Consider the following 21,509-nt stretch of genomic DNA (forward strand, 5'->3'; position numbering starts at 1 on the left):
AAAACCCGGGTTTTTCGCATCCTTCTGCAGGCTCAGCCTTGCATTGCGTGCAAACCGGCCTGCGACCCAACGCCGATTGTCGTGTGACATGAAATTTGTTTAACGTTGAACAAACAGGTATCCAGAGGAGCGTGAGCCGTGGCATCTCAGACATTCGACGTGATCGTGATCGGCGCGGGGCCGGGCGGCTATGTGGCGGCGATCCGCGCCAGCCAGCTTGGCCTCAAGGTGGCCATCGTCGAGCGTGAACATATGGGGGGCATCTGCCTGAACTGGGGTTGTATCCCGACCAAGGCGATGCTGCGCTCCTCCGAGGTGTTCCATCTGATGCAGCGGGCCCGCGACTTCGGCCTCAAGGCCGACAACATCGGCTATGACCTGGACGCCGTGGTCAAACGCTCGCGCAACGTGGCCAAGCAACTCAATTCCGGCGTCGGCCATCTGATGAAGAAGAACAAGGTGACGGTCGTGATGGGGACGGCCAGCATTCCCGCCCCCGGCAAGGTTTCGGTCATCACCGCGGCCGGAACCGAGGTTCTGAGCGCCAGCAACATCATTCTGGCGACCGGGGCGCGGGCGCGCGAGCTGCCGGGGCTTGAGGCCGATGGCAAGCGCGTCTGGACCTACAAGGCGGCGCTGACGCCCCCGCATATGCCCAAAAAGCTGCTGGTCATCGGATCGGGCGCGATCGGGATCGAATTCGCCAGCTTCTACAATACCTTGGGCGCAGACACGACCGTGGTCGAGGTGATGGACCGCATCCTGCCGGTCGAAGATGCCGAGATTTCGGCCTTTGCCAGGAAAAGCTTTGAAAAACAGGGCATGACGATCATTCAGAAGGGCATGGTCAAGAAACTTGACCGCGCCGCCGATATGGTCACTGCCCATATCGAGGTCGATGGCAAGACCACCGCGCATGAGTTTGACACGGTGATTTCCGCCGTCGGCATCGTTGGCAATGTCGAAGGCTTGGGTCTTGAGGCGCTGGGCGTCAGGATCGACCGCACCCATGTCGTGACCGATGAATTCTGCCGCACGGGCGTTGCGGGGCTTTATGCCATTGGTGATGTCGCGGGCGCGCCGTGGCTGGCGCACAAGGCCAGCCATGAGGGCGTGATGGTGGCCGAACTGATCGCGGGCCACAAACCCCACCCGATCAAGCCCGAAAGCATCGCGGGCTGCACCTATTGCCACCCGCAAGTGGCATCCGTCGGCCTGACCGAGGCCAAGGCGCGGGAACGCGGCCACGCGGTCAAGGTGGGCCGTTTCCCCTTTATCGGCAATGGCAAGGCCATCGCGCTGGGCGAACCCGAGGGGATGATCAAGACCGTCTTTGACGCCAGGACCGGCGAATTGCTGGGCGCCCACATGATCGGCGCGGAAGTGACCGAGTTGATCCAGGGCTATGTCATCGGTCAAAAGCTGGAAACCACCGAGGCCGATCTGATGGAAACCGTCTTTCCGCACCCCACGCTGTCGGAAATGATGCATGAAGCGGTGCTTGATGCCTATGGCCGGGTGATCCACCTGTAAGGCTGTGCGCTTGACCGCAGCCTTGCGCGCGGTCAAGCACGCGCCATGACCCAACCCATCCCCCCGCTGCCCGACCGCACGCCCTGGGCGCTGATTGCGGCGCTTTATGGCGCGGGGCTGTTGGCGGCCGGTCAGTTCGCCAAGATCTCGCTTACGCTGGGGCCGCTTGCGCTGGTCTATCCCGGCTGGCCTGTGGCCTTTGCCGTGTCGGGTGTGGCGGTCATGGGCATTGTCTTTGGCGTCATGGCGGGCGGGCTGACGGCCAGCATCGGGCCGGGCCGGGCAATCTTGGCGGCACTGGCCCTGTCGGCGCTGGCGGGTGGTTTGCAAGCGCTCTTGCCGCCCTTTCCCGTCCTGATGGCGCTGCGGGTGATCGAAGGGGCGGGGCATCTGGTGCTGGTGGTAGCGATCCCCACGCTGATGGCCGGGCTGGCCGGCGCGCGCGACCGGGGGCTGGTGATGGGGCTCTGGGCCACGTTTTTCGGGGTGGGCTTTGCGCTGGCCGCACTGGTCATCGGCAACAGCGCCGCGCCGGTCTTTGGCTGGCATGCGGGGCTCTGCGCGCTTGTGGCGGTGGTGCTCTGGCGGATGCTGCCGCGCGTGGAGGCCGCCCGCCGCCCGCTGCCGCGGCTGTCGGAACATCTGTCGATCTATGCCAGCCCGCGCCTGTTGGCCCCGGCGCTGGGGCATGGGATCTATGCCTTTGTGTTTCTGGCGGCGGTGACCTATCTGCCCGTGGCGCTGGGCGCGGCGTGGCTGGCGCCCGTCTTGCCGGTTGTGGGGATCGTGGGGTCGCTGGCGGCGGGCGTGCTGGCGCGGCGGATTGCGCCGGGGGTGCTGGTGGTCTGGGGCTTTGTCGCCATGGCCGCGCTCTTTGCCATGGCGCTGGTCTGGTCCGGCGGGGCGGCGGGTCTGTCGGTGCTGGCGATGCTGATCTCGGGCCTTGTGGCGGGGGGCGGTTTCGCCGCCGTGCCATGGCTGAACCCGACCGAAGAGGCGCGCGCGCTGGCCAACGGGGCCCTGGCCCAGCTTGGCAATGTCGGCACCTTTGCCGGCACCCCGGTTCTGGCGGCCCTCGGGGTGGGGGCAAGCCTGCCCTTTGCCATCGTCGTGGGCGTTTTCGGGGCGGGGCTGACCGCAATCGCCTATCGCGCGGCCATACGTGGCGATGTTCGCTGAACGTTCCCGAATTTCCATTGGAGACTCGCGCCCGGCCGCCTATGTGTTGCCCAACCGTGAAGGACAGGCTGAACCATGCCCGAGATGAAGCAGATCGAGGTGCGCGGCGCGCGCGAACACAACCTCAAGAACATCGACCTCGACATTCCGCGCGACAAGCTGGTGGTGATCACGGGTCTGTCGGGGTCGGGCAAGTCAAGCCTTGCCTTTGACACCATCTATGCCGAGGGGCAGCGCCGCTATGTCGAAAGCCTGTCGGCCTATGCCCGCCAGTTTCTCGACATGATGCAAAAGCCCGATGTGGATCACATCTCGGGGCTGAGCCCCGCGATTTCCATCGAGCAAAAGACCACATCGAAAAACCCGCGCTCCACCGTGGGCACGGTGACCGAGATCTATGATTACCTGCGCCTTTTGTTCGCCCGCGCGGGCACGCCCTATAGCCCCGCGACCGGCCTGCCGATCGAGGCGCAACAGGTGCAAGACATGGTCGACCGCGTGATGGCCATGCAAGAGGGCACGCGCGCCTATCTGCTGGCCCCGATCGTGCGTGACCGCAAAGGCGAATACCGCAAGGAATTCATGGATCTGCGCAAGCAGGGCTTTCAACGCGTCAAGGTCAATGGCGCCTTTTACGAGCTTGATGAGCCCCCCGTGCTCGACAAGAAATTCCGCCATGACATCGATGTTGTGGTCGACCGCATCGTGGTGCGGCCGGGCACCGAGACGCGGCTGGCCGACAGTTTGCGCACCGCGCTTGATCTGGCCGACGGCATCGCCATCCTTGAAACCGCCCCCCCCGAAGGCGACCCCGAACGCATCACCTTTTCCGAAAACTTTGCCTGTCCGGTCTCGGGCTTTACCATCCCGGAAATCGAGCCGCGGCTGTTTTCCTTCAACGCGCCCTTCGGGGCCTGTCCGGTGTGCGACGGGCTCGGGGCCGAGCTGTTCTTCGACGAACGCCTGATGGTGCCCGATGCCGCGCTCAGCCTTGAGAACGGTGCCATCGCGCCCTGGCGCAAGGGCAAATCGCCCTATTTCACCCAGACGATCCAAGCCATTGCGCGCCATTACGGTTTTGACCCCAAGGCGGCGTGGAAAGACCTGCCTGACGGGGTGCAACAGGTGTTCTTGCGTGGCTCGGGGGATGAGGAGATTGCCTTTCGCTATGATGAAGGCGGGCGCGTCTATCAGGTGAAACGCAGCTTCGAGGGCGTGATCCCCAACATGGAACGCCGCTACCGCGAAACCGATAGCGCATGGATCCGTGAAGAATTCGAGCAATATCACAACAACCGCCCCTGCGGGGCTTGTGGCGGCTATCGGCTGCGCCCCGAGGCCCTGGCGGTCAAGGTCGCGGGCTTGCATGCGGGGCAGGTGGTGCAGATGAGCATCCGCGAGGCGCATGCCTGGTGCGAGGCCGTTCCGACCCAGTTGAGCGCGCAGAAAAACGAGATCGCGCGCGCCATTCTCAAGGAAATCCGCGAGCGCTTGGGATTTTTGAACAATGTGGGTCTCGATTATCTGACGCTGGCGCGCAATGCGGGCACGCTGTCGGGCGGCGAAAGCCAGCGTATCCGGCTGGCAAGCCAGATCGGGTCGGGGCTGACGGGCGTGCTCTATGTGCTTGATGAGCCATCCATCGGTCTGCACCAGCGCGACAATGACCGGCTTTTGACGACGCTCAAGAACCTGCGCGATCAGGGCAATACGGTGATCGTGGTCGAACATGACGAAGAAGCCATCCGCGAGGCGGATTATGTCTTTGACATCGGGCCGGGGGCGGGGGTGCACGGGGGACGCATCGTGGCCCATGGCACGCCCGAAGCGATCACGGCCGATCCGGCATCGATCACGGGTCAGTATCTGTCGGGTGCCCGCCAGATCGCGGTGCCCACCGCGCGGCGCAAGGGCAATGGCAAGACGCTGAGCGTGGTCAAGGCCACGGGCAACAATCTGCGCGGGGTGACGGCGGATTTTCCGCTGGGGAAATTCATCTGCGTGACCGGCGTGTCGGGGGGCGGAAAATCCACGCTGACGATCGAGACCCTCTACAAGAATGCCGCCGTCAAGCTCAACGGCGCGCGCGAAACCCCTGCACCTTGCGAGACGATCAAGGGCTTTGAACATCTCGACAAGGTGATCGATATCGACCAGCGCCCCATCGGGCGCACCCCGCGGTCGAACCCCGCCACCTATACCGGGGCCTTTACCCCGATCCGTGACTGGTTCGCGGGTCTGCCCGAGGCCTTGGCCCGCGGCTACAAGCCGGGCCGCTTTTCCTTCAACGTCAAGGGCGGTCGCTGCGAGGCCTGTCAGGGCGACGGCGTCATCAAGATCGAGATGCATTTCCTGCCCGATGTCTATGTCACCTGCGAGACCTGCAAGGGCAAGCGCTACAACCGCGAAACGCTCGAGGTGCAGTTCAAGGGCAAGTCCATCGCCGATGTGCTGGACATGACGGTCGAGGACGCACAGGAATTCTTCAAGGCGGTGCCGTCGATCCGCGAAAAGATGGATGCGCTGGTGCGGGTCGGTCTGGGGTATGTCAAGGTGGGACAGCAAGCCACCACCCTGTCCGGCGGCGAGGCGCAGCGGGTCAAGCTGTCCAAGGAATTGGCCAAACGCTCGACCGGGCGCACGCTCTACATTCTGGACGAACCCACCACGGGGCTGCATTTCGAGGATGTGAAAAAGCTTCTCGAGGTGCTGCATGAATTGGTCGATCAGGGCAATTCCATGGTGGTGATCGAGCACAATCTCGATGTGATCAAGACCGCGGACTGGATCATCGACATCGGCCCCGAAGGCGGTGATGGCGGTGGAGAGATCGTGGCCGTCGGCACGCCCGAAGACGTGGCCCAGATCGCGCGCAGCCACACCGGTCGCTATCTGGGCCCGATGCTGAAATCACGCAAACATGCCGCAGAATAGCGCGGGACGGGCGCCAGGGGGGGTGCGATTTTTCGTACGAAAAATCGCGTGCCTGTCCGCCTTACGCCCCCGACAGGGCGCGCGCATTTTTCGAGGCTAGTTGCCGATGCCTTGTCGCATGGGGTCGCTTGGGCTGATCACGGGGCTCAAACACACCCCTGTGGTCATTCCGCCGCCCTCAGCGGGGCTTGTTGCACGGGCGCCTGTGTCAGGTCGGCCTGATGATCGGCGCGATCAGGATCGGCATGTGGATCCTCATCCCAGAAAATCGTCGGGTTGACCGCCCGCTTGGCCTGACGCGTCAGTGCCCAGTCTTGGGTCCTGCGGCTCATCTCGCCCGCGCCAAGCCGGCCCAAACCACGCCCGAGCATGCCCAGAATTGTCCAGAACCAGATGCGAAAGGCCAGAAGTGCCGGCGTGAAGATCAGCGTCAGAACCGTGGCGATGCCCAGGCCAAAGACCACCGCGGTGGCCAATTGTTTCCACCACAACGCGGTCGGGCTGTCGACCGTGTAGCCACCATTGGCGAAATCAAGGCTGATCCCGTACATCATGGGGGTCAGGCCCGCCATGGTGGTGATGGTGGTCAAAAGCACCGGGCGGATGCGCGCCTCGACGGTGCGGGTGATTGCTTCGATCCTTGGCATGTAGCGGGCGTATTCCTGATAGGTGTCGATCAACACGATGTTGTTGTTCACCACGATGCCCGCCAGCGCCACGATGCCTGTGCCGGTCATGATGATCGAAAAGGTCTGGTCCATGACCAGCATGCCGATCAACACGCCAGCCGTGGACAAGATCACCGCCAGCAGCACGAGCACCGAGTTATAGACCGAGTTGAATTGCGCCAGCAAGATGATGAACATCAGCCCCAGCGCCGCGCCAAAGGCCTGACCCAGAAAGGCCTGGCTTTCGGCCTGTTCCTCTTGATCGCCGGCCCATTCCCAATTGACCGAAGCGGGCAGGGGGTTGGTTTGCAGCCAGGCGGTGACCGTTGCGATGCGCTCATTGGCGTTGACCGGCACCGCCGTCAGGCTGCCCCTGCGCAGCCCGTCGGCCAGCGCATCGGCCTGTTGCCCGTCGAGCAGGGCAAACACCTGCCAATTGCGGTCTTCGATGCTGAAATCGGCGGATGCGTCGGCGGTGCTTTCGGCGGTGTCGATCAGATAGGCCCGCGTCTGGCCCGTGTCGGTGTCAATCCGGTACAGGCCCGTGATCACATCGGCCTTCACATCCAGCACACGCGATTGGTTGATGCGTCGGATTTCCGCCAATTGCGGTGCAGGGCTGTAGGTGACGAAATTCGACAGCGGCACCAACCCGTCACGGGTGCGCACGCGCAGTGTCTCAAGCGTGGACAAGACGCGCGCATCTTGCGGAAAGCGCACGCGGATTTCGATTTCCTCGTCCGATGTCGGCACCCGCATGGTGTCGAGCAAGATGCCGCGTGTGACCAGTTGCACCATCGCCCCCACGGTTGCCACATCAGCACCAAAGCGGCCGGCGGCTTCGACATCGACGTCGATCTGCCAGTCGATGCCCGGCAAGGGCAGGGTGTCTTCGATCAGCGTCAGCCCATGCAGATCGGTGAATTGCGCCCGCGCAAGCCGCGCGGCGCTTTGCAATTCGTCCCAATTGTCGCCCGACAGCCGCAGATGCAGCGGCTTGCCGCTTGCCGGTCCGCGCGATTGCGAGAAGATCTCGGTCTGGATGCCGGGCAGCAGGTCAAGACGTGCCTGCAAGCGATCAAGGATGACATCGCCATCCTCGCGCCGGCCCCAAGGTTCCAGATCAAGCTGCACCTGTCCGATCGTGTCCGAAGGGGCCGCGGCGCCACCGGTGTTGTTGTCAAGCCCGCCTTCGCCGGAAAAGGCAAAGACATCGCGCACGCCTTCGGCGTCAAGCACGATGGCTTCCACCTGACGCACCAGCGCATCTTGTTCGGCCACCGACAGATTGCCGCGCGCGCGCACATAGACGATGGCGTTTTCAGGTTCGCTTTCGACAAAGAATTCCACGCCGTTGTTGTTGGCGCCGAAATAGACAAACACGCCCATGACAAAGCCGATCACCGCCGCGATGGTAACCACCGGCATCACCGGGTTGCCGACGATCAGATGGATCAGCCGCCCAAAGGCCGTGCGGCGATATCCCGCTTCGACCCGGCGGGGGCCGCGTTCGGGAATGACCGAGCCCAGCAAGACAGACATGGCCACCGATCCCGCCACGAACAAGATCGCGCCCGGCGCCATGCGCAGGATCGGGGCCGCGTCTTCGGGCATGGCGATCAGGATGCCGGGATTGATGGTCTGCAGCGCGGCCAGGGCCATGAGATAGGCCACACCCAGCGTCAGCACGAGGCGCGCGGCATACCACGGCAAGATCTGCATGATCAGCGCCGTTCCCTGTTCGGTCATGCGGGTAAAACGTGCAGCCACCCCCCCCAGTACCGGCAGATAGACCAGCGCCACGATCAACGAGGCCGAGAGCACGAAGATCATCGTGACCGGCAGCATCCCCATGAATTCACCCGGCACGCCGGGCCAGAACAACATCGGCAAGAACGCGCACAGCGTCGTGGCGGTGGACGAGACAACCGGCCAGAACATGCGTTTGGCGGCATCGGTGTAGGCCTGCATCGGCCGTGCGCCCGCCTGCAGGCGCTTGTCGGCATATTCGACAACCACGACAGCGCCATCGACCAGCATGCCCACGGCCAGGATCAGCCCGAACATCACGATGTTCGAGATCGGCACCCCCATGATGCCCAAAAGCACGAAGGCCAGCATGAACGAGGTGGGAATGGCAAACCCCACCAGCATCGCCGACCGCGTGCCAAGGGCCGCAAGAACCACGATCATCACCAGCGCGATGGCGGTCAGAACCGACCCCTCAAGCTGGCTTACCATGTCGGACACCGTGACCGATTGGTCGAGCGTGGTCGATACCTGCACCGCTTGCTGCAGATCCTCGGGCCATTGGCTGCGCAGTTCATCGACCGTCGTGCGCACCAGCGCTGCGGTGTCCATGATGTTGAAGCCCTGCCGCTTGACCACCTGCAACGCCACGGTCGGGGCGCCGTTGAAACGCGCGGTCCCGCTGCGGTCCTCATAGGTCAGGCGGATCTCGGCCAACTCGCCCAAGGTCACCACCCGGTCGCCATTGACCGTGATGGGCAGCGCATAGACATCGGCGGGGCTGTCAAAGCTTGACGGGATCTTGACCGAGATGGCGCCGCCCTCGGTCTCGACCTCGCCCGCGGCGATCAACTGGTTGTTGTTGCGCACCGCGTTGATCAGATCGGCGGCGGTGACATCATAGGCTTCAAGCGCGAGCGGGTCGAGGATCACCTCCAGCATCTCGTCGCGCGTGCCGGCAAGCCCTGCCTCCAGCACCGGGGTCAGCGCCTCGAGGGCGGTCTGCATCTCGCTGGCCAGCCGGATCAGCGTGCGCTCTGGCGCCGCGCCCGACAGCGCCACGATGATGATCGGAAATTCCGAGAAATTGATCTCGTTGATCGAATAGCTTTCGGCACCCGTCGGAAATTGCGCGCCCGCGCGGCCCATCGCGTCGCGCACATCGGCGATGGTGGCGGATTTGTCCCAGCCGAATTCGAATTCGACGAACATCCCCGCATAGCCTTCGGCGGCGGTGGCGGTGATCTTGGTCAGCCCGTCGAGATCCTGAAACTCGGTCTCCATCGGGCGCACCAACAGCTTCTCGCTGTCTTCGGCCGAAATGCCGGGAAAGGGGACCGATACGAACAGCCCCGGAATGTCGATATCGGGTTCACCCTCTTTGGGAAGGCCGACATAGGCGGCGGTGCCCACAACCAAAGACAGCACCACAAAAGCCACCACCATGCGCGCGCGGGCGGCGGCCCAGTCGATCAGGCCGATCATTGCGTCAACTCCTCATAGGTGACGCGGACGGGCACGGCATCGGTGACAAATTCCTGCCCCACGACGATCACATCCGCCTCGGCCGGCAGACCGGTCAACCAGACACCATTGGCGGTGTCGCGCACCATCCGCACCGGCACGAACCGCACCACACCATTCTCGGCGATGCGCACACCCAACGTGCCGTCATCGTTCAAGGTCATGCTTGACGCAGGCAGAAGATGTGCTGCCACCCCGTCGGACTGGATCAAGATGTCGGCGGTCTGGCCGTCGCGAATGGTGACATCGGGATTGGGGACGGTGATTTCCACCCGAAACGTGCGGGTGCGCTCATCGGCCGAACGGCTCAGGAAGCTGACCCTACCCGTCACGGCGCCACCCGATGCCAGCCGCGCGCCCGCCACGGCGCCCACAATGATGCGATCGACCTGTGCCTCGGGCACAAAGCCCACCAGCTTGATGGGGTCAAGCTGGATCACCGTCGCGCAGGGGCTGCCGGGTTGCAGCAAGCTGCCCAGTTCGGCGGTGTCGGTTTCCAGATAGCCCGCGAAAGGCGCCAGAATGCGCAACCGCTTGATGTCTTCATCGGCACGCGTCACCGCCGCTTCGGCCGAACGGATGCCCGACCGCGCCTGTGCCACCGCCGCTTCGCCCGACTGGATCGCGGCCAAGGCGCCTTCGCGCCCGGCCTCGGCCGAGGCGGCGCGCGTTTCCGAGCCAAATCCCGACTGGCTGAGTTGGGTCGCTGCGTTGGCGTCGATTTCGGCAGCCGTCAGCTGGGCGCGCGCCCCTGCCAGGACCGCTTCGGCCTCGGGCAGACGGGCGCGCGCGCTGTCGAGCGCGGCCAAAGCTTCTTCGCGGGCGGTCAGGCGCGTGCCCGGATCGATCTCGCACAGCATGGTTCCCGCTTCGACATAGCCGCCCGCCCGGATCGGATCGGAAATCACCCGCCCCGAGGTTTCAGAGGCCACCGTCACCGCCCGCATCGCCTCGGTGCGACCGCGCAGCGCGACGGCGTTTTCGGTGGTCTGGGCCACCGAGCGACGGGCCACCACATGCACGCGTGTGTCGCTCTCGGCGGGGGTATCCGCGGCGGGCTGCGGCGTGGCTGGTTGTGCGACGTTGTCGGGGGCCGGACCAAATCGGGCAGCGAAATCGACCAGACGGTCACGATCAAGGATCACCAGATAGATCGCTATACACACGAGGATTGCCGTGATGATGGGGAAAATGCGCATTGTGATCCTTTGCCCCGATAGCGGGATGGGGCCGTCTGTCGCCCAAGCTGGCCCAAATGGCCGTTGTGTCTGTTACGCTGAACTAACCGGTTCAGATTAGATTTTTCTGCACCGCCGCGCAAGACTGAACCGTCTGGTTTAGATCGCGGGCACCTTGGCTGTCCCGCAGCCCTTGCAGCGACGGGGGGCGTCGGGCTAAGACGCGGGGATGATCCGTTTGACGGCGCGCGCGGGGGCACATGTCCAATACTGACAGTTTCATTGACGAAGTGACCGACGAGGTTCGCCGCGACCGGCTTTATGGTTTGTTCCGCCGCTGGGCGTGGCTGGCGGTGGTGATCGTTCTGGGCATTGTCGGGGCGGCGGCATGGGTGGAATATTCCCGCGCTCAGGACCGCGCCGCGGCGCAGGCTTTTGGCGATGCGCTTCTGGCGGCGCTGGAAGCGCCCGATCCAGCGGCGCGGATTGCCGCATTGGGGGCGGTTGATGCCAGCCGACCCGAGGGGCGCGTGCTGCTGGCCTTGCTGGCTGCGGGCGAAGCGGCCGCAGGCGGGGCCGGGGCTGATGCGGACGCGGCAGCGGCCGATCTTCGCGTCGCCGCCGAGGCGGCCGGCCTGCCGCGCCGATACCGTGATCTGGCCATGCTCAAGGCGGAAATGATCGCGCCCTCGGATGTCGCGCAGGCGCGTCTGATCCTTGGGGCCTTGGCTGAGCCCGGCGCACCTTATGCCGCCTTGGCCGAAGAACAACTGGCACTGGTCGATCTTCGGGCGGGGGATCTGGCCGCCGCGCTCGAACGGCTGCGCAGCCTCGCGCGAAGTGCTGCCGCCACAGCGGGCTTGCAAGAGCGCGCGTCTCAGTTGATTGTGACGCTGGAGGCGGGGTCGACCCTGATCGATACTGCCCCCGTTCTGCCAGAGCCAGCGGCGCAAGAAGCCGCGCCCACGCCCGCCCCCGCCGGGGATACGGCCCCTGCCGCCCCTGCCGGCAACGAGACCACCGATGGTGCAGAGGGCGACGCCGCCCCCGCCGTGCAACAGTGACGACCACCGCCGCGGCGGCACAACAGGAAGACCGGGGCGCATGACCGGACCGAAGGGCAGAGCAGGCAAGCACCGCAGCGCCAGATGGGCGCTGGGTCTGATGGGCGTTCTGGCGCTGGCCGCTTGCGAACGCGAAAGCATCCTGTCGGGCGAGCGTTTTGACACGCGCACCCCGCTGGCCGCGACGCGGCCTGGCCCCGATGGGCGCGCCCCCGCCTCGGGGGGGGCCGTGGCCGATGGCGCGCGCGCCATCACCTTGCCCGCCGCGATGCGCATCGAAAGCTGGTCCAGCCGTGGATTTGATGCGCAAAATCGTCTGCCGCATGCGGCACTTTCGGCCAATCCCGTGGAAATCTGGGCCGCTGACATCGGTCAGGGCAACACGCGGCGCAACCGCATTGCCACCGATCCCGTGGCGGGCAATGGGGCGGTGTTTACCATCGATGCCGCCGCAGAGCTGAGGGCCAGCTCGCTTGAGACGGGGGCAGCACTTTGGACGGCAAGCCTGATCCCTGATTTCGACCGGGGCGGCAATGCGTCGGGTGGGGGGCTGGCGCTGGCGGGGGGCCGCGTGTTTGCCACCACACCCTATGGCGAGGTTTTGGCGCTGGATGCGGCCACAGGCGCGGTTGTGTGGCGCCAGCGGCTTGGCACGGTTCTGGGCGCGCCCAGCGTTTCGGGCGGCCTGGTCTATGTGGTCGGTCGCAATTCCGAAGCTTGGGCCATCGCGGCCGAAGACGGGCGCTTGCGCTGGCGTATCCCATCCACCGATGCGCCTGCGGTGCTGGTGGGGGGGGCTGCACCGGCTGTGGCTGATGGGCGGGTGGTGTTTCCCTTCCCCTCGGGCGAGCTTGCATCGGTCTTTGCGCAGACCGGGGTGACGATCTGGAATTCCTTTGTCGTGGGCGGCCGGCTTGGCACGGCCTATGCCACGCTCAACGATATCACCTCCGATCCTGTTGTGATCGGCGGCACGATTTATGCCGGAAATCAGTCTGGTCGGGTCGTGGCGATCGACACGCGGTCGGGGCGCACGCTTTGGCAGGCCAGCGAAGGCGCCTATTCCCCGGTTCTCGTCGCAGGCGGCAGCGTGTTTTTCGTGTCGGACCGCAATGAGTTGATCCGCCTTGATGCCGATAGCGGCGCGCGCATCTGGGGCAGCGAATTGCCGCTGTTCGAGGCCAATCGCGAGCGTCGGCGCAAGGCCGTGTTTGGTCATTACGGGCCGATCCTGGCTGGCGGACGGCTGGTGGTTGCATCTGGCGATGGGGTGATCCGCCTGTTTGCGCCCGACACAGGTGCGCTGTCGGGCACGCTGGCGCTGCGGGGCGGTGCTGCCTCGCATCCGATCGTGGTGGGCGATACGCTCTTGGTCGTCAGCACCGAGGGGCGTCTGCACGCCTATCGCTGACAGATCGCGCGCCCCGCCTTTCGGACAGGCTGTGCCTTGATCACCGCAACCAGGCGGCGCGCGCGCTGTCATCCACCCCGATGATGCCGCCCAGCCGCCACGCGGCAAAGCGTGCCGCGTTAAACCACAGCGCCACGCTTTCGCGGATCACCATCCCCAAGGCGAAGCTGCCATCCTCGGTCCGGCGCAGCCGTTCCGACGGGGAAAGCGCCACATCCCCCGCGCCCATCACCTTGAACGACGCCCAAGCGCGCGGCAGGTGAAACGCCTCGCTCACCACGATCACCCGCGCATCGGCAGGCAGCAGGGCAAGGCTGAAGAGCGCATTTTGCAAGGTGGATCGGGCCGATTGCTCCAGCGTGATGCGGGCGGGCCCAAGGCCTGCATCTTGCGCGGCCCGTGCCATGCCCTGCGCCGCCGAAGGCCCGCCGCGCCGGGCAGGCCCACCGGTAAAGATCACGACAGGCGCAGCCCCCGCACGCGCCAGCCCCGCGCAGGTTTCGGCGCGCGCATGGCCTGCCGCATCGATCCGCCCCGCGCCGTCCACGCCTGCGCCCAGACAGATGATCGCGTCGCCTTGCGGCATGGGCCGCTCCAGAGGCCAGAGAAAGGTCCACCCCAAGACAGCGAGGAAACTTGCCGCCCAAAGCCAAAGACCCGCACGGATAATCTGGCCCAGCCACCTTAGTCGCATGGGCGCGTCCCGTGCCGGCTGATGGCCTGATGATGGTTCATGCGCTTGCCCATCTTTGTCTTTCGCCCCATGACAACGAGATGGATGTTCATCACCCGCGATCACGGGCGTCGTGATCGCCTTTGGAAAATCGACGTCCTTCAGGCCAAAGAGTGCCGGGGCCTTTGACCTTCGGCATAGGTCTTGAAATTGTTCAAGATCGCCTGCCAGCCTGCGCGCTGCATCTCGACCGGGTTCTGGGTTTCGGGATCGAAACGAGTGGTTACCTTGGTGCCCGTGCCGTGATCGTCGAAGACCACCTCGACCACGCGCCCGTCATCGAGGTGAAATTCCAGCAGGCCATGCTGCTCGATCTGATGATAGGTGCCCCCGAAATCAAAGCCAAAGCTTTGATCGCGCGCTTCCATCCGCGCCACATACCTGCCGCCAACCCGCAGATCGACCGACGCGGAGGGGCAGCACCAGCCGGGATCGGCGAAATTCCATTCCGTGATATGCGCGGGCGTGACGTAGCAGTGCCACACATGATCGCGCGGTTGATCGACGAGGGCCTCTATCGTGATTTTGTCGGGCATCTGTGGTGCGGCCTATCCTTGCAAGGGCAGCGCCAAGGCTCTGACGATCTTGCCGCCGTCACAAGGACAATTTTCAAACAGCAGACGTCACCGGGCAGATTTGCGGGCTATTCCCACTCGATCGTCCCCGGGGGTTTTGATGTGATGTCATAGGTGACGCGGTTGATCCCCTTGACCTCGTTGATGATCCGTGTGGCGGTTTCGCCAAGGAAGTCATGGCTGAACGGGTAGTAATCCGCCGTCATCCCATCGACGGATGTGACTGCGCGCAGCGCACAGGCGAAATCATAGGTGCGCCCGTCGCCCATCACGCCCACCGTGCGCACGGGCAAGATCGCCACAAAGGCCTGCCAGATCTCGTCATAAAGCCCGTGGCGGCGGATCTGGTCGATAAAGACGGCATCCGCCCGGCGCAGGATCGCGAGCTTTTCGCGCGTGATCTCGCCGGGGCAGCGGATCGCCAGACCGGGGCCGGGAAAGGGGTGGCGACCGATGAATTGCTCGGGCAGGCCCAGTTCGCGGCCCAAGGCGCGCACCTCGTCCTTGAACAGTTCGCGCAAGGGTTCGACCAGTTTCAGCCCCATCTTTTCGGGCAGCCCGCCCACATTGTGGTGCGACTTGATCGTGACCGACGGCCCACCCGAAAAGCTGACCGATTCGATCACATCGGGATAAAGCGTGCCCTGCGCCAGAAACGCCGCGCCCTCGATCTGGTCGGCATAGTGCTGGAACACGTCGATGAAGAGCCGACCGATGGTCTTGCGCTTGACCTCGGGGTCGCTGACACCCTCGAGCGCGCTCAGGAAACGCTCGCTTTCCTCGGCATGGATAAGCGGCATGTTGTAATGGTCGCGGAACATGGTCACGACCTGTTCGGCCTCGTCTTGCCGCAACAGCCCGTGATCGACAAAGACACAGGTCAATTGATCGCCGATCGCCTCATGGATCAAGACGGCCGCCACCGATGAATCGACCCCGCCCGACAGCCCGCAGATCACACGCGCATCGCCAACCTGTTCGCGGATGCGCGCAATCGCCTCTTCGCGGTAGGCGCCCATCGTCCAATCGCCCGTGAAACCGGCCATACGCACGAAATTCGCGTAAAGCCGCGCACCATTGGGGGTGTGATGCACCTCGGGGTGGAATTGCACGGCATAGAAACGGCGCGCCAGATCGGCGGTGATCGCAAAGGGGGCGCCCGGCGACGTGCCATAGACCGCAAATCCCGGCGCGATGGCCGAGACATGATCGCCATGGCTCATCCAGACCTGTTCGCGCCCGCCATCGGCAAACCAGCCCGACAGGATATCGGGCATCTCGCCGGTCGGGGTGACAAAGGCGCGGCCAAACTCGGCGCTGGCATGTTCGCCCGCCTCGACCCGCCCGCCCAGATCCTGCATCATCACCTGCTGGCCGTAGCAGATACCCAGGATCGGCAGCCCGCGCGCATAGATCGATTGCGGCGGCCGGGGCGATCCGGGGCGCGTCACGCTGTCGGGGCCGCCAGACAAGATCACCGCCTTGGGTGCGTAAGCATCAAGGAAGGCATCGGTGACGTTTTGATAGGGGTGAATTTCGCAATAGACCTTCAGCTCGCGCAGGCGGCGGGCGATCAGCTGCGTGACCTGGCTGCCGAAATCGATGATCAGCAGGCGGTCGTGGTCGTGCGGGGCGTGGGCGGCGTGCGTGCTCATGACCCCGCATTAGGCCCGGGCGATGGACCATGCAAGCCCGGCTTGGACCCGCGCATGTCGCTTTCCCGCGCGAGGTGCCGCAATCGACCCAATCCCGCCGCGACAGGCAGGTTAGGTAACCACAACAACCCCTCAGCTTGGAGAGATCGGGACATGTCGGTGGTGGAACAGACAGCCGCACGGCGTGTGCGGGGCGGCGGCGGGGCCGCGCGGCGGGCCGAGCGTTCGGCCATCAGCTTTGAGACCGCGCGCTTCATCGAACGCAACATCCCGAATTTCGAAATCCTGACGCCCGAGGCCATCGAGATCATCGAGGCGAATGCCGAAACCGTGCTCGAGGAAATCGGCGTCAATTTCGTCGACAATCCCGGCGCGCTTGCGCTGTGGCGGAATGCGGGCGCCGATGTGCGCGGCGAACGGGTGCATATTCCGCGCGGTCTGGCGCGGCGGCTGTGCGCGACAGCGCCCTCACGCTTTACCCAGATTGCGCGCAACCCCGCGCGCAATGTCGAGATCGGGGGCAAGTCGCTGGTGCTGGCACCCGTCTATGGCCCGCCCTTTGTGCATGACCGCACCGTCGGGCGGCGCTATGCGACCATCGCCGATTTCGAGATGTTCGTGAAACTGGGTTACATGTCGAAATGGCTGCACCATTCGGGGGGCACGATCTGTGAGCCGACCGATATTCCGGTCAACAAGCGCCATCTCGACATGCTTTATGCGCATATGGCGCTGTCGGACAAACCCTATATGGGGTCTGTCACCGAACCCGTGCGCGCGGCCGATTCGGTCGAGATGTCGCGCATCTTGTTCGGCTCGGATGTGGTCGATCAGAATTGCGTGATGACCTCGCTGATCAACATCAACTCGCCCCTGACATTCGACAGCACCATGATGGGCGCGCTCGAGGTCTATGCCGCCGCAGGCCAGGCCTGCATCATCTCGCCCTTTATCGTGGGCGGTGCCATGGCGCCGGTATCGGTCGCGGGCACGCTGACGCAGGTACTGGCCGAGGTCTTGGCCGGCATCGCCTACAGCCAATTGATCCGTCCGGGCAGCCCGATGATTTTCGGCGCCTTCGTTGCCTCGATCGACATGAATTCCGGCGCGCCGACCTTTGGCACCCCCGAGGCCAGCCAGATCACCTATGGTGCGGGCCAATTGGCGCGGCGTCTGAACCTGCCCTACCGGTCTGGCGGGTCTTTCACCGGCTCCAAGCTGCCCGATGCGCAAGCGGCCTATGAAACCGCCAACTCGCTGAATTCGGCGCTGTTGTCGGGGGTGAATTTCATGCTGCATGCCTGTGGCTGGCTTGAGGGTGGTCTGGTGGCCAGCCCCGAGAAATTCGTGATGGATGCCGACCAGCTTGGCATCTTGCACAAGTTGGCCGAGGGCGTGCCGATGGATGCCAACGCCCAAGCCATGGGCGCGCTGCGCGAGGTGGGACCGGGCGGCCATTTCCTTGGCTGTGCCCATACACAAGACAACTATTCCACCGCCTTCTGGCGGACCGGGGTGCTGGATTACAAACCCTATGAGACATGGGTGGACGAAGGCAGCCGTTCGACCGCGGAACTGGCGGCCGTCAAGCTCGACAAGATGCTGGCCGATTACCAGCAACCCCATCTTGACCCCGCCACCGATGAGGCGCTCAAGGCCTATGTCGCACAAAAGAAAGCCGCCGTGCCTGACGCCTTCATCTGAGCTTCACCCGACCGAGCGCGCGGCGTTCAGAATCGCACTCATCACTTCGACATGGCGGGTGGGCGAATAGCCCAAACCCCCGCCAAGCCGCGCGGCGTTCAGCTTTTCCTCCTCGGCCAGCAAGGCCGCGACCGGGCGGCGGGCGGCGCGTCGATGCGCGTCACCCGTCAGCGCGGCCATGCGGGCGGCCTGAACCAGAAGTCTGGGGCGGTACATTTGTTTGAGCATGGTGGACAAGTCGGTCATCGGTCAGCCTCGTGAACAGGGAACTGCATCCGCCGATCCTGACCCGGGGGGCCTGGGTGTTGCTCACAGGCTTATCCACCGTGCGCCCCACCGCTATCCATTTACGAAAAAGTAACAAATTAAGCGATATCCACAGATTTTAACCGTTCAGTAATCAATTCGCCCAAATTCTGCCCCTGTGTCCTTTAACGAGTAGGGGTAAGCCATGACTTCGGCCAATGCCGGAACAGGCCTTGTTTTGCCTGATGACAATTTCGCTTTTCCGGGCCTTGCCGGCTGGCTGTCGGAACCTGCACGCCAATATCTTGCCCATACCGCAGCTGGCCAATCGCTGCGCCAGATCGCCCGTGAAACCGGCGCGGCGCCCTCCACCATTTGCCGCCGTGTCCGGCGTATCGAAGCGCGCCGGGACGATCCGCTTTTGGATGAAGCGTTGAGCCTGCTTGGCGCACAAGCCGCGCAAAGGCCCCAGACCCAGTTCCAAGCAGAGGAGCCAAACACCATGACAGCCCCCTTTCGTGCGCCTCAGGGCGATGAAGGCACCATCGCCCGCGAAGCACGCCGCATCCTGCGCCGCCTGTGTGAAACCGATGCGGTTCTTGCCGTGGCGCAAGATCTTGACCGGGCGGTGGTGCTGCGCCCCGGTCCCGATGGCGAACAAACCCGCACCGCCGTGGTCGATCGCACGGTCGCTCAGGCCTTTGCGATCAAGGACTGGATCATCTGTCTGAAGCCGGGGCGAATAGCACGCTACACCATCACCGCGGCGGGCAAGGCGGCACTGCGTCGCCTGCTTGACGAGGATCGCCGCCGCCGTCAGGAGGCGCTCGGCTTTGCCGAGGCCGCGACACCGTTTCAGGCGCAGCATGCGGTCTGGGGTGCGGCGCAGGTGGCCGAAGGGGGGCAAACGCGCAAGCTCAGGGTCAATCTGGCCGAATCGCCCCTCGTGGTGCTGGGGCGGCGCAAGGGCCCCGACGGGCAGCCCTTCTTGTCGCGCGCCCTGGTCCAGGCGGGGGAACGTCTGCGCGAAGATTTCGAACGCGCGCAGATGGGCCCGCGCGTCGGTCAGAACTGGGACCGGTTCCTGACCGGCGGCGATCGGGGGGGCTTTCTCAACGACAGCGGTCTGGCCGAGGGCCCGCGCGAGGCGCGCCGCCGTGTGTCGGATGCGCTCGATGATCTGGGGCCGGGATTGTCTGATGTGGTGCTGCGGGTGTGCTGTTTCCTCGAAGGGATGGAATCGGCGGAAAAGCGGCTGGGGTGGTCGGCACGGTCGGGCAAGATCGTGCTCAAGATCGGGCTTGAGCGGCTTTTGGCGCATTATGAACAGCGCTACGGCTTCGTGCCCGCGCTGCGGGGCTGAGTTGCGCCTGATGCAACCCGGCGTGCCAAAATTCGGCATGTGAAATGCATGCGGATGGGGTAAACATCCCCCCAACAGGCGGAGCGAGGCCCCATCCCATGCGCGATCTGAAAATCCCCGACCAGCGCCACCCCGAAAAGGCGCATCGTCCTGACAACGCCCAGCCCAGGAAACCGGACTGGATCAGGGTCAAGGCGCCCAGCGGAACGGGCTATCAAGACACCAAGGCCATCATCCGCGACAACAAGCTTGTCACGGTCTGCGAAGAAGCGGGTTGTCCCAATGTCGGCGAATGCTGGAGCCAGGGCCACGCTACCATGATGATCATGGGCGAGATCTGCACGCGCGGCTGCACGTTCTGCAATGTCGCCACCGGCAAGCCCAAGGCGCTTGATCTGTTCGAACCGGGCCGCGTGGGCGATGCCGTGGCCAAGCTTGGGCTGAACCATGTGGTGATCACCAGCGTGGACCGCGATGATCTGGACGACGGCGGGGCCGAGCATTTTGCCATGACCATCCGCGCCATCCGCAAGCGCGCCCCCGCCACCACCATCGAGATCCTGACCCCCGATTTCCTGCGCTGCGGCCCCTCGGCGCTGGAAACCGTGGTTGCGGCGCGCCCCGATGTGTTCAACCACAATCTGGAAACCGTGCCCGGTCTTTACCCCGAGGTGCGCCCCGGCGCGCGCTATTTCCATTCCCTGCGGCTCTTGCAGCGCGTCAAGGAACTTGACCCCGCCATGTTCACCAAATCGGGCATCATGGTGGGTCTGGGCGAAGATCGCCAATCGGTCTTGCAGGTGATGGATGACATGCGCGCGGCCGATGTCGATTTCCTGACCATCGGGCAATATCTGCAACCGACGCCGAAACATCACGCCATCGACCGCTTTGTCCATCCCGATGAATTCGCGGCCTATGAGACGGCGGCCTATGGCAAGGGCTTCCTGATGGTGTCGGCCACGCCGCTGACGCGGTCATCCTACCATGCGGGCGATGATTTCGCGCGGCTTCGCGATGCACGGCTGGCCAGACTGGGGCGCAGCTAGCGCTCAGCCCCTCACGGGGCCGGCAGCGCCTTGAGATAGGCGGCGATGGCAAGCCGGTCGGCATCGCTCAGCATGGCCATGTTGGCGATCACCGACACCATCGATCCGCCCGCGCTGTCGAAATCGGGCGTGAAGCCGTCGTTGAGATAGGCCGCGATCTCGGCTTGCGACCAAGTCAGCTTGTCCGGGGTCAGCGGGGGGATCGTGCCGGACCCCGACGGGTTGGGCGCGCCCGCCATCCAGGCCGCGCGGTCCAGCCCCCCCAGCGCATCGCGCGGCGTGTGGCATTCGGCGCAATGGGCCAAGGCTTCGACCAGATAGCGGCCGCGCGTGGCCTCGGCGCTCAGATCAGCGGTGATGGTGAAATCATCGCGCAGGTAACGCAGGTTCCACACCCCAACCGCGCGACGGATCGAATAGGGAAAGCCCAGCTCATGGGGTTGGCTGGGCATGTCGGATGCAGGCAGCCCCTGCCAGTAGGCCCAAAGATCGACCAGATCCTGCCGTTCGGCCAGCCGATAGGCGGTGTAGGGAAAGGCCGGGTAGTAATGGTGCCCCGCGGGGCTGGTGCCCATTTGCAAGGCGCTGACAAATTGCGCCACGCTCCAGCCGCCGATGCCGTGTTGCGGATGCATCGAGATATTGGGCGCCACGAATACCCCGTAATCCGAGACGAATCGCTGCCCCCCCGACAGGGTCAGCCGCGCATCGCCGGTGGCCCCTGTGGCGGCATGGCACGACGCACAGCCAGCCGCCCAGAAGACCGCCGCGCCCGCTATGGGGTCGCCAGACAGCCCGTCCAGATCGGCATCGGTGATCACACCGGGCCGCGTAACGGCCCAGGCGGCCACCGATCCGATCAGAGCCATCACGCAAAAGACTGTGAAAATGCGGTGCATCGATCTTGAACGGCCGGGGCGCGGGTGCCAGACCACGCGCCCCGG

The 21,509-nt window shown here is 64.6% G+C and carries 15 protein-coding genes; 8 read left to right on the forward strand and 7 right to left on the reverse strand.

The features are described from left to right. Positions 1–138 precede the first annotated feature (138 nt). The 3 genes from lpdA (at position 139) to uvrA (ending at position 5,646) form a co-directional block, all read left to right on the forward strand. Positions 139–1,533, forward strand: a complete 1,395-nt coding sequence (gene lpdA, locus Q0094_RS12910) for a dihydrolipoyl dehydrogenase (RefSeq protein WP_297620280.1) — start codon at positions 139–141, stop codon at positions 1,531–1,533. Positions 1,534–1,578: 45 nt separating this feature from the next. After that, a complete protein-coding gene (locus Q0094_RS12915) occupies positions 1,579–2,712 on the forward strand; it encodes an MFS transporter (protein WP_297620283.1) in 1,134 nt (377 codons plus the stop codon). A gap of 75 nt (positions 2,713–2,787) precedes the next feature. Next, entirely contained in the window at positions 2,788–5,646 is a 2,859-nt protein-coding gene (gene uvrA, locus Q0094_RS12920; protein WP_297620286.1) for an excinuclease ABC subunit UvrA, read from the forward strand. A gap of 164 nt (positions 5,647–5,810) precedes the next feature. On the opposite strand, the gene Q0094_RS12925 is transcribed toward uvrA, so the two are convergent. After that, complete coding sequence (locus Q0094_RS12925) at positions 5,811–9,548, reverse strand: efflux RND transporter permease subunit (RefSeq protein ID WP_297620289.1); 3,738 nt, start codon at positions 9,546–9,548, stop codon at positions 5,811–5,813. Then, a complete protein-coding gene (locus Q0094_RS12930) occupies positions 9,545–10,786 on the reverse strand; it encodes an efflux RND transporter periplasmic adaptor subunit (RefSeq protein ID WP_297620292.1) in 1,242 nt (413 codons plus the stop codon). Before Q0094_RS12930 ends, Q0094_RS12925 begins: the two co-directional genes overlap by 4 nt. Positions 10,787–11,025: 239 nt before the next feature. Here Q0094_RS12930 and Q0094_RS12935 point away from each other — a divergent pair, with 239 nt between their 5' ends. Together Q0094_RS12935 and Q0094_RS12940 are read left to right on the forward strand one after the other, a co-directional pair. Next, the gene (locus Q0094_RS12935) at positions 11,026–11,829 is read left to right on the forward strand and encodes a hypothetical protein (protein ID WP_297620294.1); all 804 of its coding nucleotides are present in this window, start codon (positions 11,026–11,028) and stop codon (positions 11,827–11,829) included. A 40-nt stretch (positions 11,830–11,869) separates the two neighbouring features. Continuing rightward, positions 11,870–13,240, forward strand: a complete 1,371-nt coding sequence (locus Q0094_RS12940) for a PQQ-binding-like beta-propeller repeat protein (RefSeq protein WP_297620297.1) — start codon at positions 11,870–11,872, stop codon at positions 13,238–13,240. A 40-nt stretch (positions 13,241–13,280) separates the two neighbouring features. Here Q0094_RS12940 and Q0094_RS12945 read toward each other — a convergent pair whose 3' ends face one another. The 3 genes from Q0094_RS12945 to guaA all read right to left on the reverse strand — a co-directional run bounded on the left by Q0094_RS12945 (position 13,281) and on the right by guaA (position 16,203). Next, on the reverse strand, positions 13,281–13,934 hold the full coding sequence (locus tag Q0094_RS12945; RefSeq protein WP_297620300.1) for a YdcF family protein: 654 nt from the start codon (positions 13,932–13,934) through the stop codon (positions 13,281–13,283). Between the two features lie 140 nt (positions 13,935–14,074). Further along, on the reverse strand, positions 14,075–14,509 hold the full coding sequence (locus Q0094_RS12950) for an SRPBCC family protein (protein WP_297620303.1): 435 nt from the start codon (positions 14,507–14,509) through the stop codon (positions 14,075–14,077). Positions 14,510–14,616: 107 nt separating this feature from the next. Next, entirely contained in the window at positions 14,617–16,203 is a 1,587-nt protein-coding gene (gene guaA, locus Q0094_RS12955) for a glutamine-hydrolyzing GMP synthase (RefSeq protein ID WP_297620306.1), read from the reverse strand. 153 nt (positions 16,204–16,356) lie between these two features. Between guaA and Q0094_RS12960 the strand changes: the two genes are divergently transcribed. Then, on the forward strand, positions 16,357–17,907 hold the full coding sequence (locus Q0094_RS12960; RefSeq protein WP_297620309.1) for a trimethylamine methyltransferase family protein: 1,551 nt from the start codon (positions 16,357–16,359) through the stop codon (positions 17,905–17,907). 3 nt (positions 17,908–17,910) lie between these two features. On the opposite strand, the gene Q0094_RS12965 is transcribed toward Q0094_RS12960, so the two are convergent. Continuing rightward, positions 17,911–18,153, reverse strand: a complete 243-nt coding sequence (locus Q0094_RS12965) for a DUF6477 family protein (protein WP_297620312.1) — start codon at positions 18,151–18,153, stop codon at positions 17,911–17,913. 205 nt (positions 18,154–18,358) lie between these two features. Here Q0094_RS12965 and Q0094_RS12970 point away from each other — a divergent pair, with 205 nt between their 5' ends. Both Q0094_RS12970 and lipA read left to right on the forward strand, forming a co-directional pair. Continuing rightward, on the forward strand, positions 18,359–19,516 hold the full coding sequence (locus Q0094_RS12970) for a DUF6456 domain-containing protein (RefSeq protein ID WP_297620315.1): 1,158 nt from the start codon (positions 18,359–18,361) through the stop codon (positions 19,514–19,516). A gap of 98 nt (positions 19,517–19,614) precedes the next feature. Then, positions 19,615–20,565, forward strand: coding sequence for a lipoyl synthase (lipA, locus tag Q0094_RS12975; protein WP_297620318.1), 951 nt, complete (start codon positions 19,615–19,617; stop codon positions 20,563–20,565). 11 nt (positions 20,566–20,576) lie between these two features. Here the strand turns inward: lipA and Q0094_RS12980 are convergent, their stop codons facing one another. Continuing rightward, complete coding sequence (locus Q0094_RS12980; protein ID WP_297620322.1) at positions 20,577–21,434, reverse strand: cytochrome c; 858 nt, start codon at positions 21,432–21,434, stop codon at positions 20,577–20,579. Positions 21,435–21,509 lie beyond the last annotated feature (75 nt).

This window comes from uncultured Roseicyclus sp., assembly GCF_937892565.1.
Taxonomy (GTDB): domain Bacteria; phylum Pseudomonadota; class Alphaproteobacteria; order Rhodobacterales; family Rhodobacteraceae; genus Roseicyclus.

Bases quoted from the DNA above. Each gene is read 5' to 3' on its own strand.
- Q0094_RS12950 (WP_297620303.1), bottom strand. From the start codon at position 14,509: ATGCCCGACAAAATCACGATAGAGGCCCTCGTCGATCAACCGCGCGAT.
- Q0094_RS12915 (WP_297620283.1), top strand. From the start codon at position 1,579: ATGACCCAACCCATCCCCCCGCTGCCCGACCGCACGCCCTGGGCGCTG.
- Q0094_RS12960 (WP_297620309.1), top strand. From the start codon at position 16,357: ATGTCGGTGGTGGAACAGACAGCCGCACGGCGTGTGCGGGGCGGCGGC.
- uvrA (WP_297620286.1), top strand. From the start codon at position 2,788: ATGCCCGAGATGAAGCAGATCGAGGTGCGCGGCGCGCGCGAACACAAC.
- Q0094_RS12965 (WP_297620312.1), bottom strand. From the start codon at position 18,153: ATGACCGACTTGTCCACCATGCTCAAACAAATGTACCGCCCCAGACTT.
- Q0094_RS12980 (WP_297620322.1), bottom strand. From the start codon at position 21,434: ATGGCTCTGATCGGATCGGTGGCCGCCTGGGCCGTTACGCGGCCCGGT.
- Q0094_RS12945 (WP_297620300.1), bottom strand. From the start codon at position 13,934: ATGCGACTAAGGTGGCTGGGCCAGATTATCCGTGCGGGTCTTTGGCTT.
- Q0094_RS12970 (WP_297620315.1), top strand. From the start codon at position 18,359: ATGACTTCGGCCAATGCCGGAACAGGCCTTGTTTTGCCTGATGACAAT.
- Q0094_RS12930 (WP_297620292.1), bottom strand. From the start codon at position 10,786: ATGCGCATTTTCCCCATCATCACGGCAATCCTCGTGTGTATAGCGATC.
- guaA (WP_297620306.1), bottom strand. From the start codon at position 16,203: ATGAGCACGCACGCCGCCCACGCCCCGCACGACCACGACCGCCTGCTG.
- Q0094_RS12940 (WP_297620297.1), top strand. From the start codon at position 11,870: ATGACCGGACCGAAGGGCAGAGCAGGCAAGCACCGCAGCGCCAGATGG.
- Q0094_RS12925 (WP_297620289.1), bottom strand. From the start codon at position 9,548: ATGATCGGCCTGATCGACTGGGCCGCCGCCCGCGCGCGCATGGTGGTG.
- lipA (WP_297620318.1), top strand. From the start codon at position 19,615: ATGCGCGATCTGAAAATCCCCGACCAGCGCCACCCCGAAAAGGCGCAT.
- Q0094_RS12935 (WP_297620294.1), top strand. From the start codon at position 11,026: ATGTCCAATACTGACAGTTTCATTGACGAAGTGACCGACGAGGTTCGC.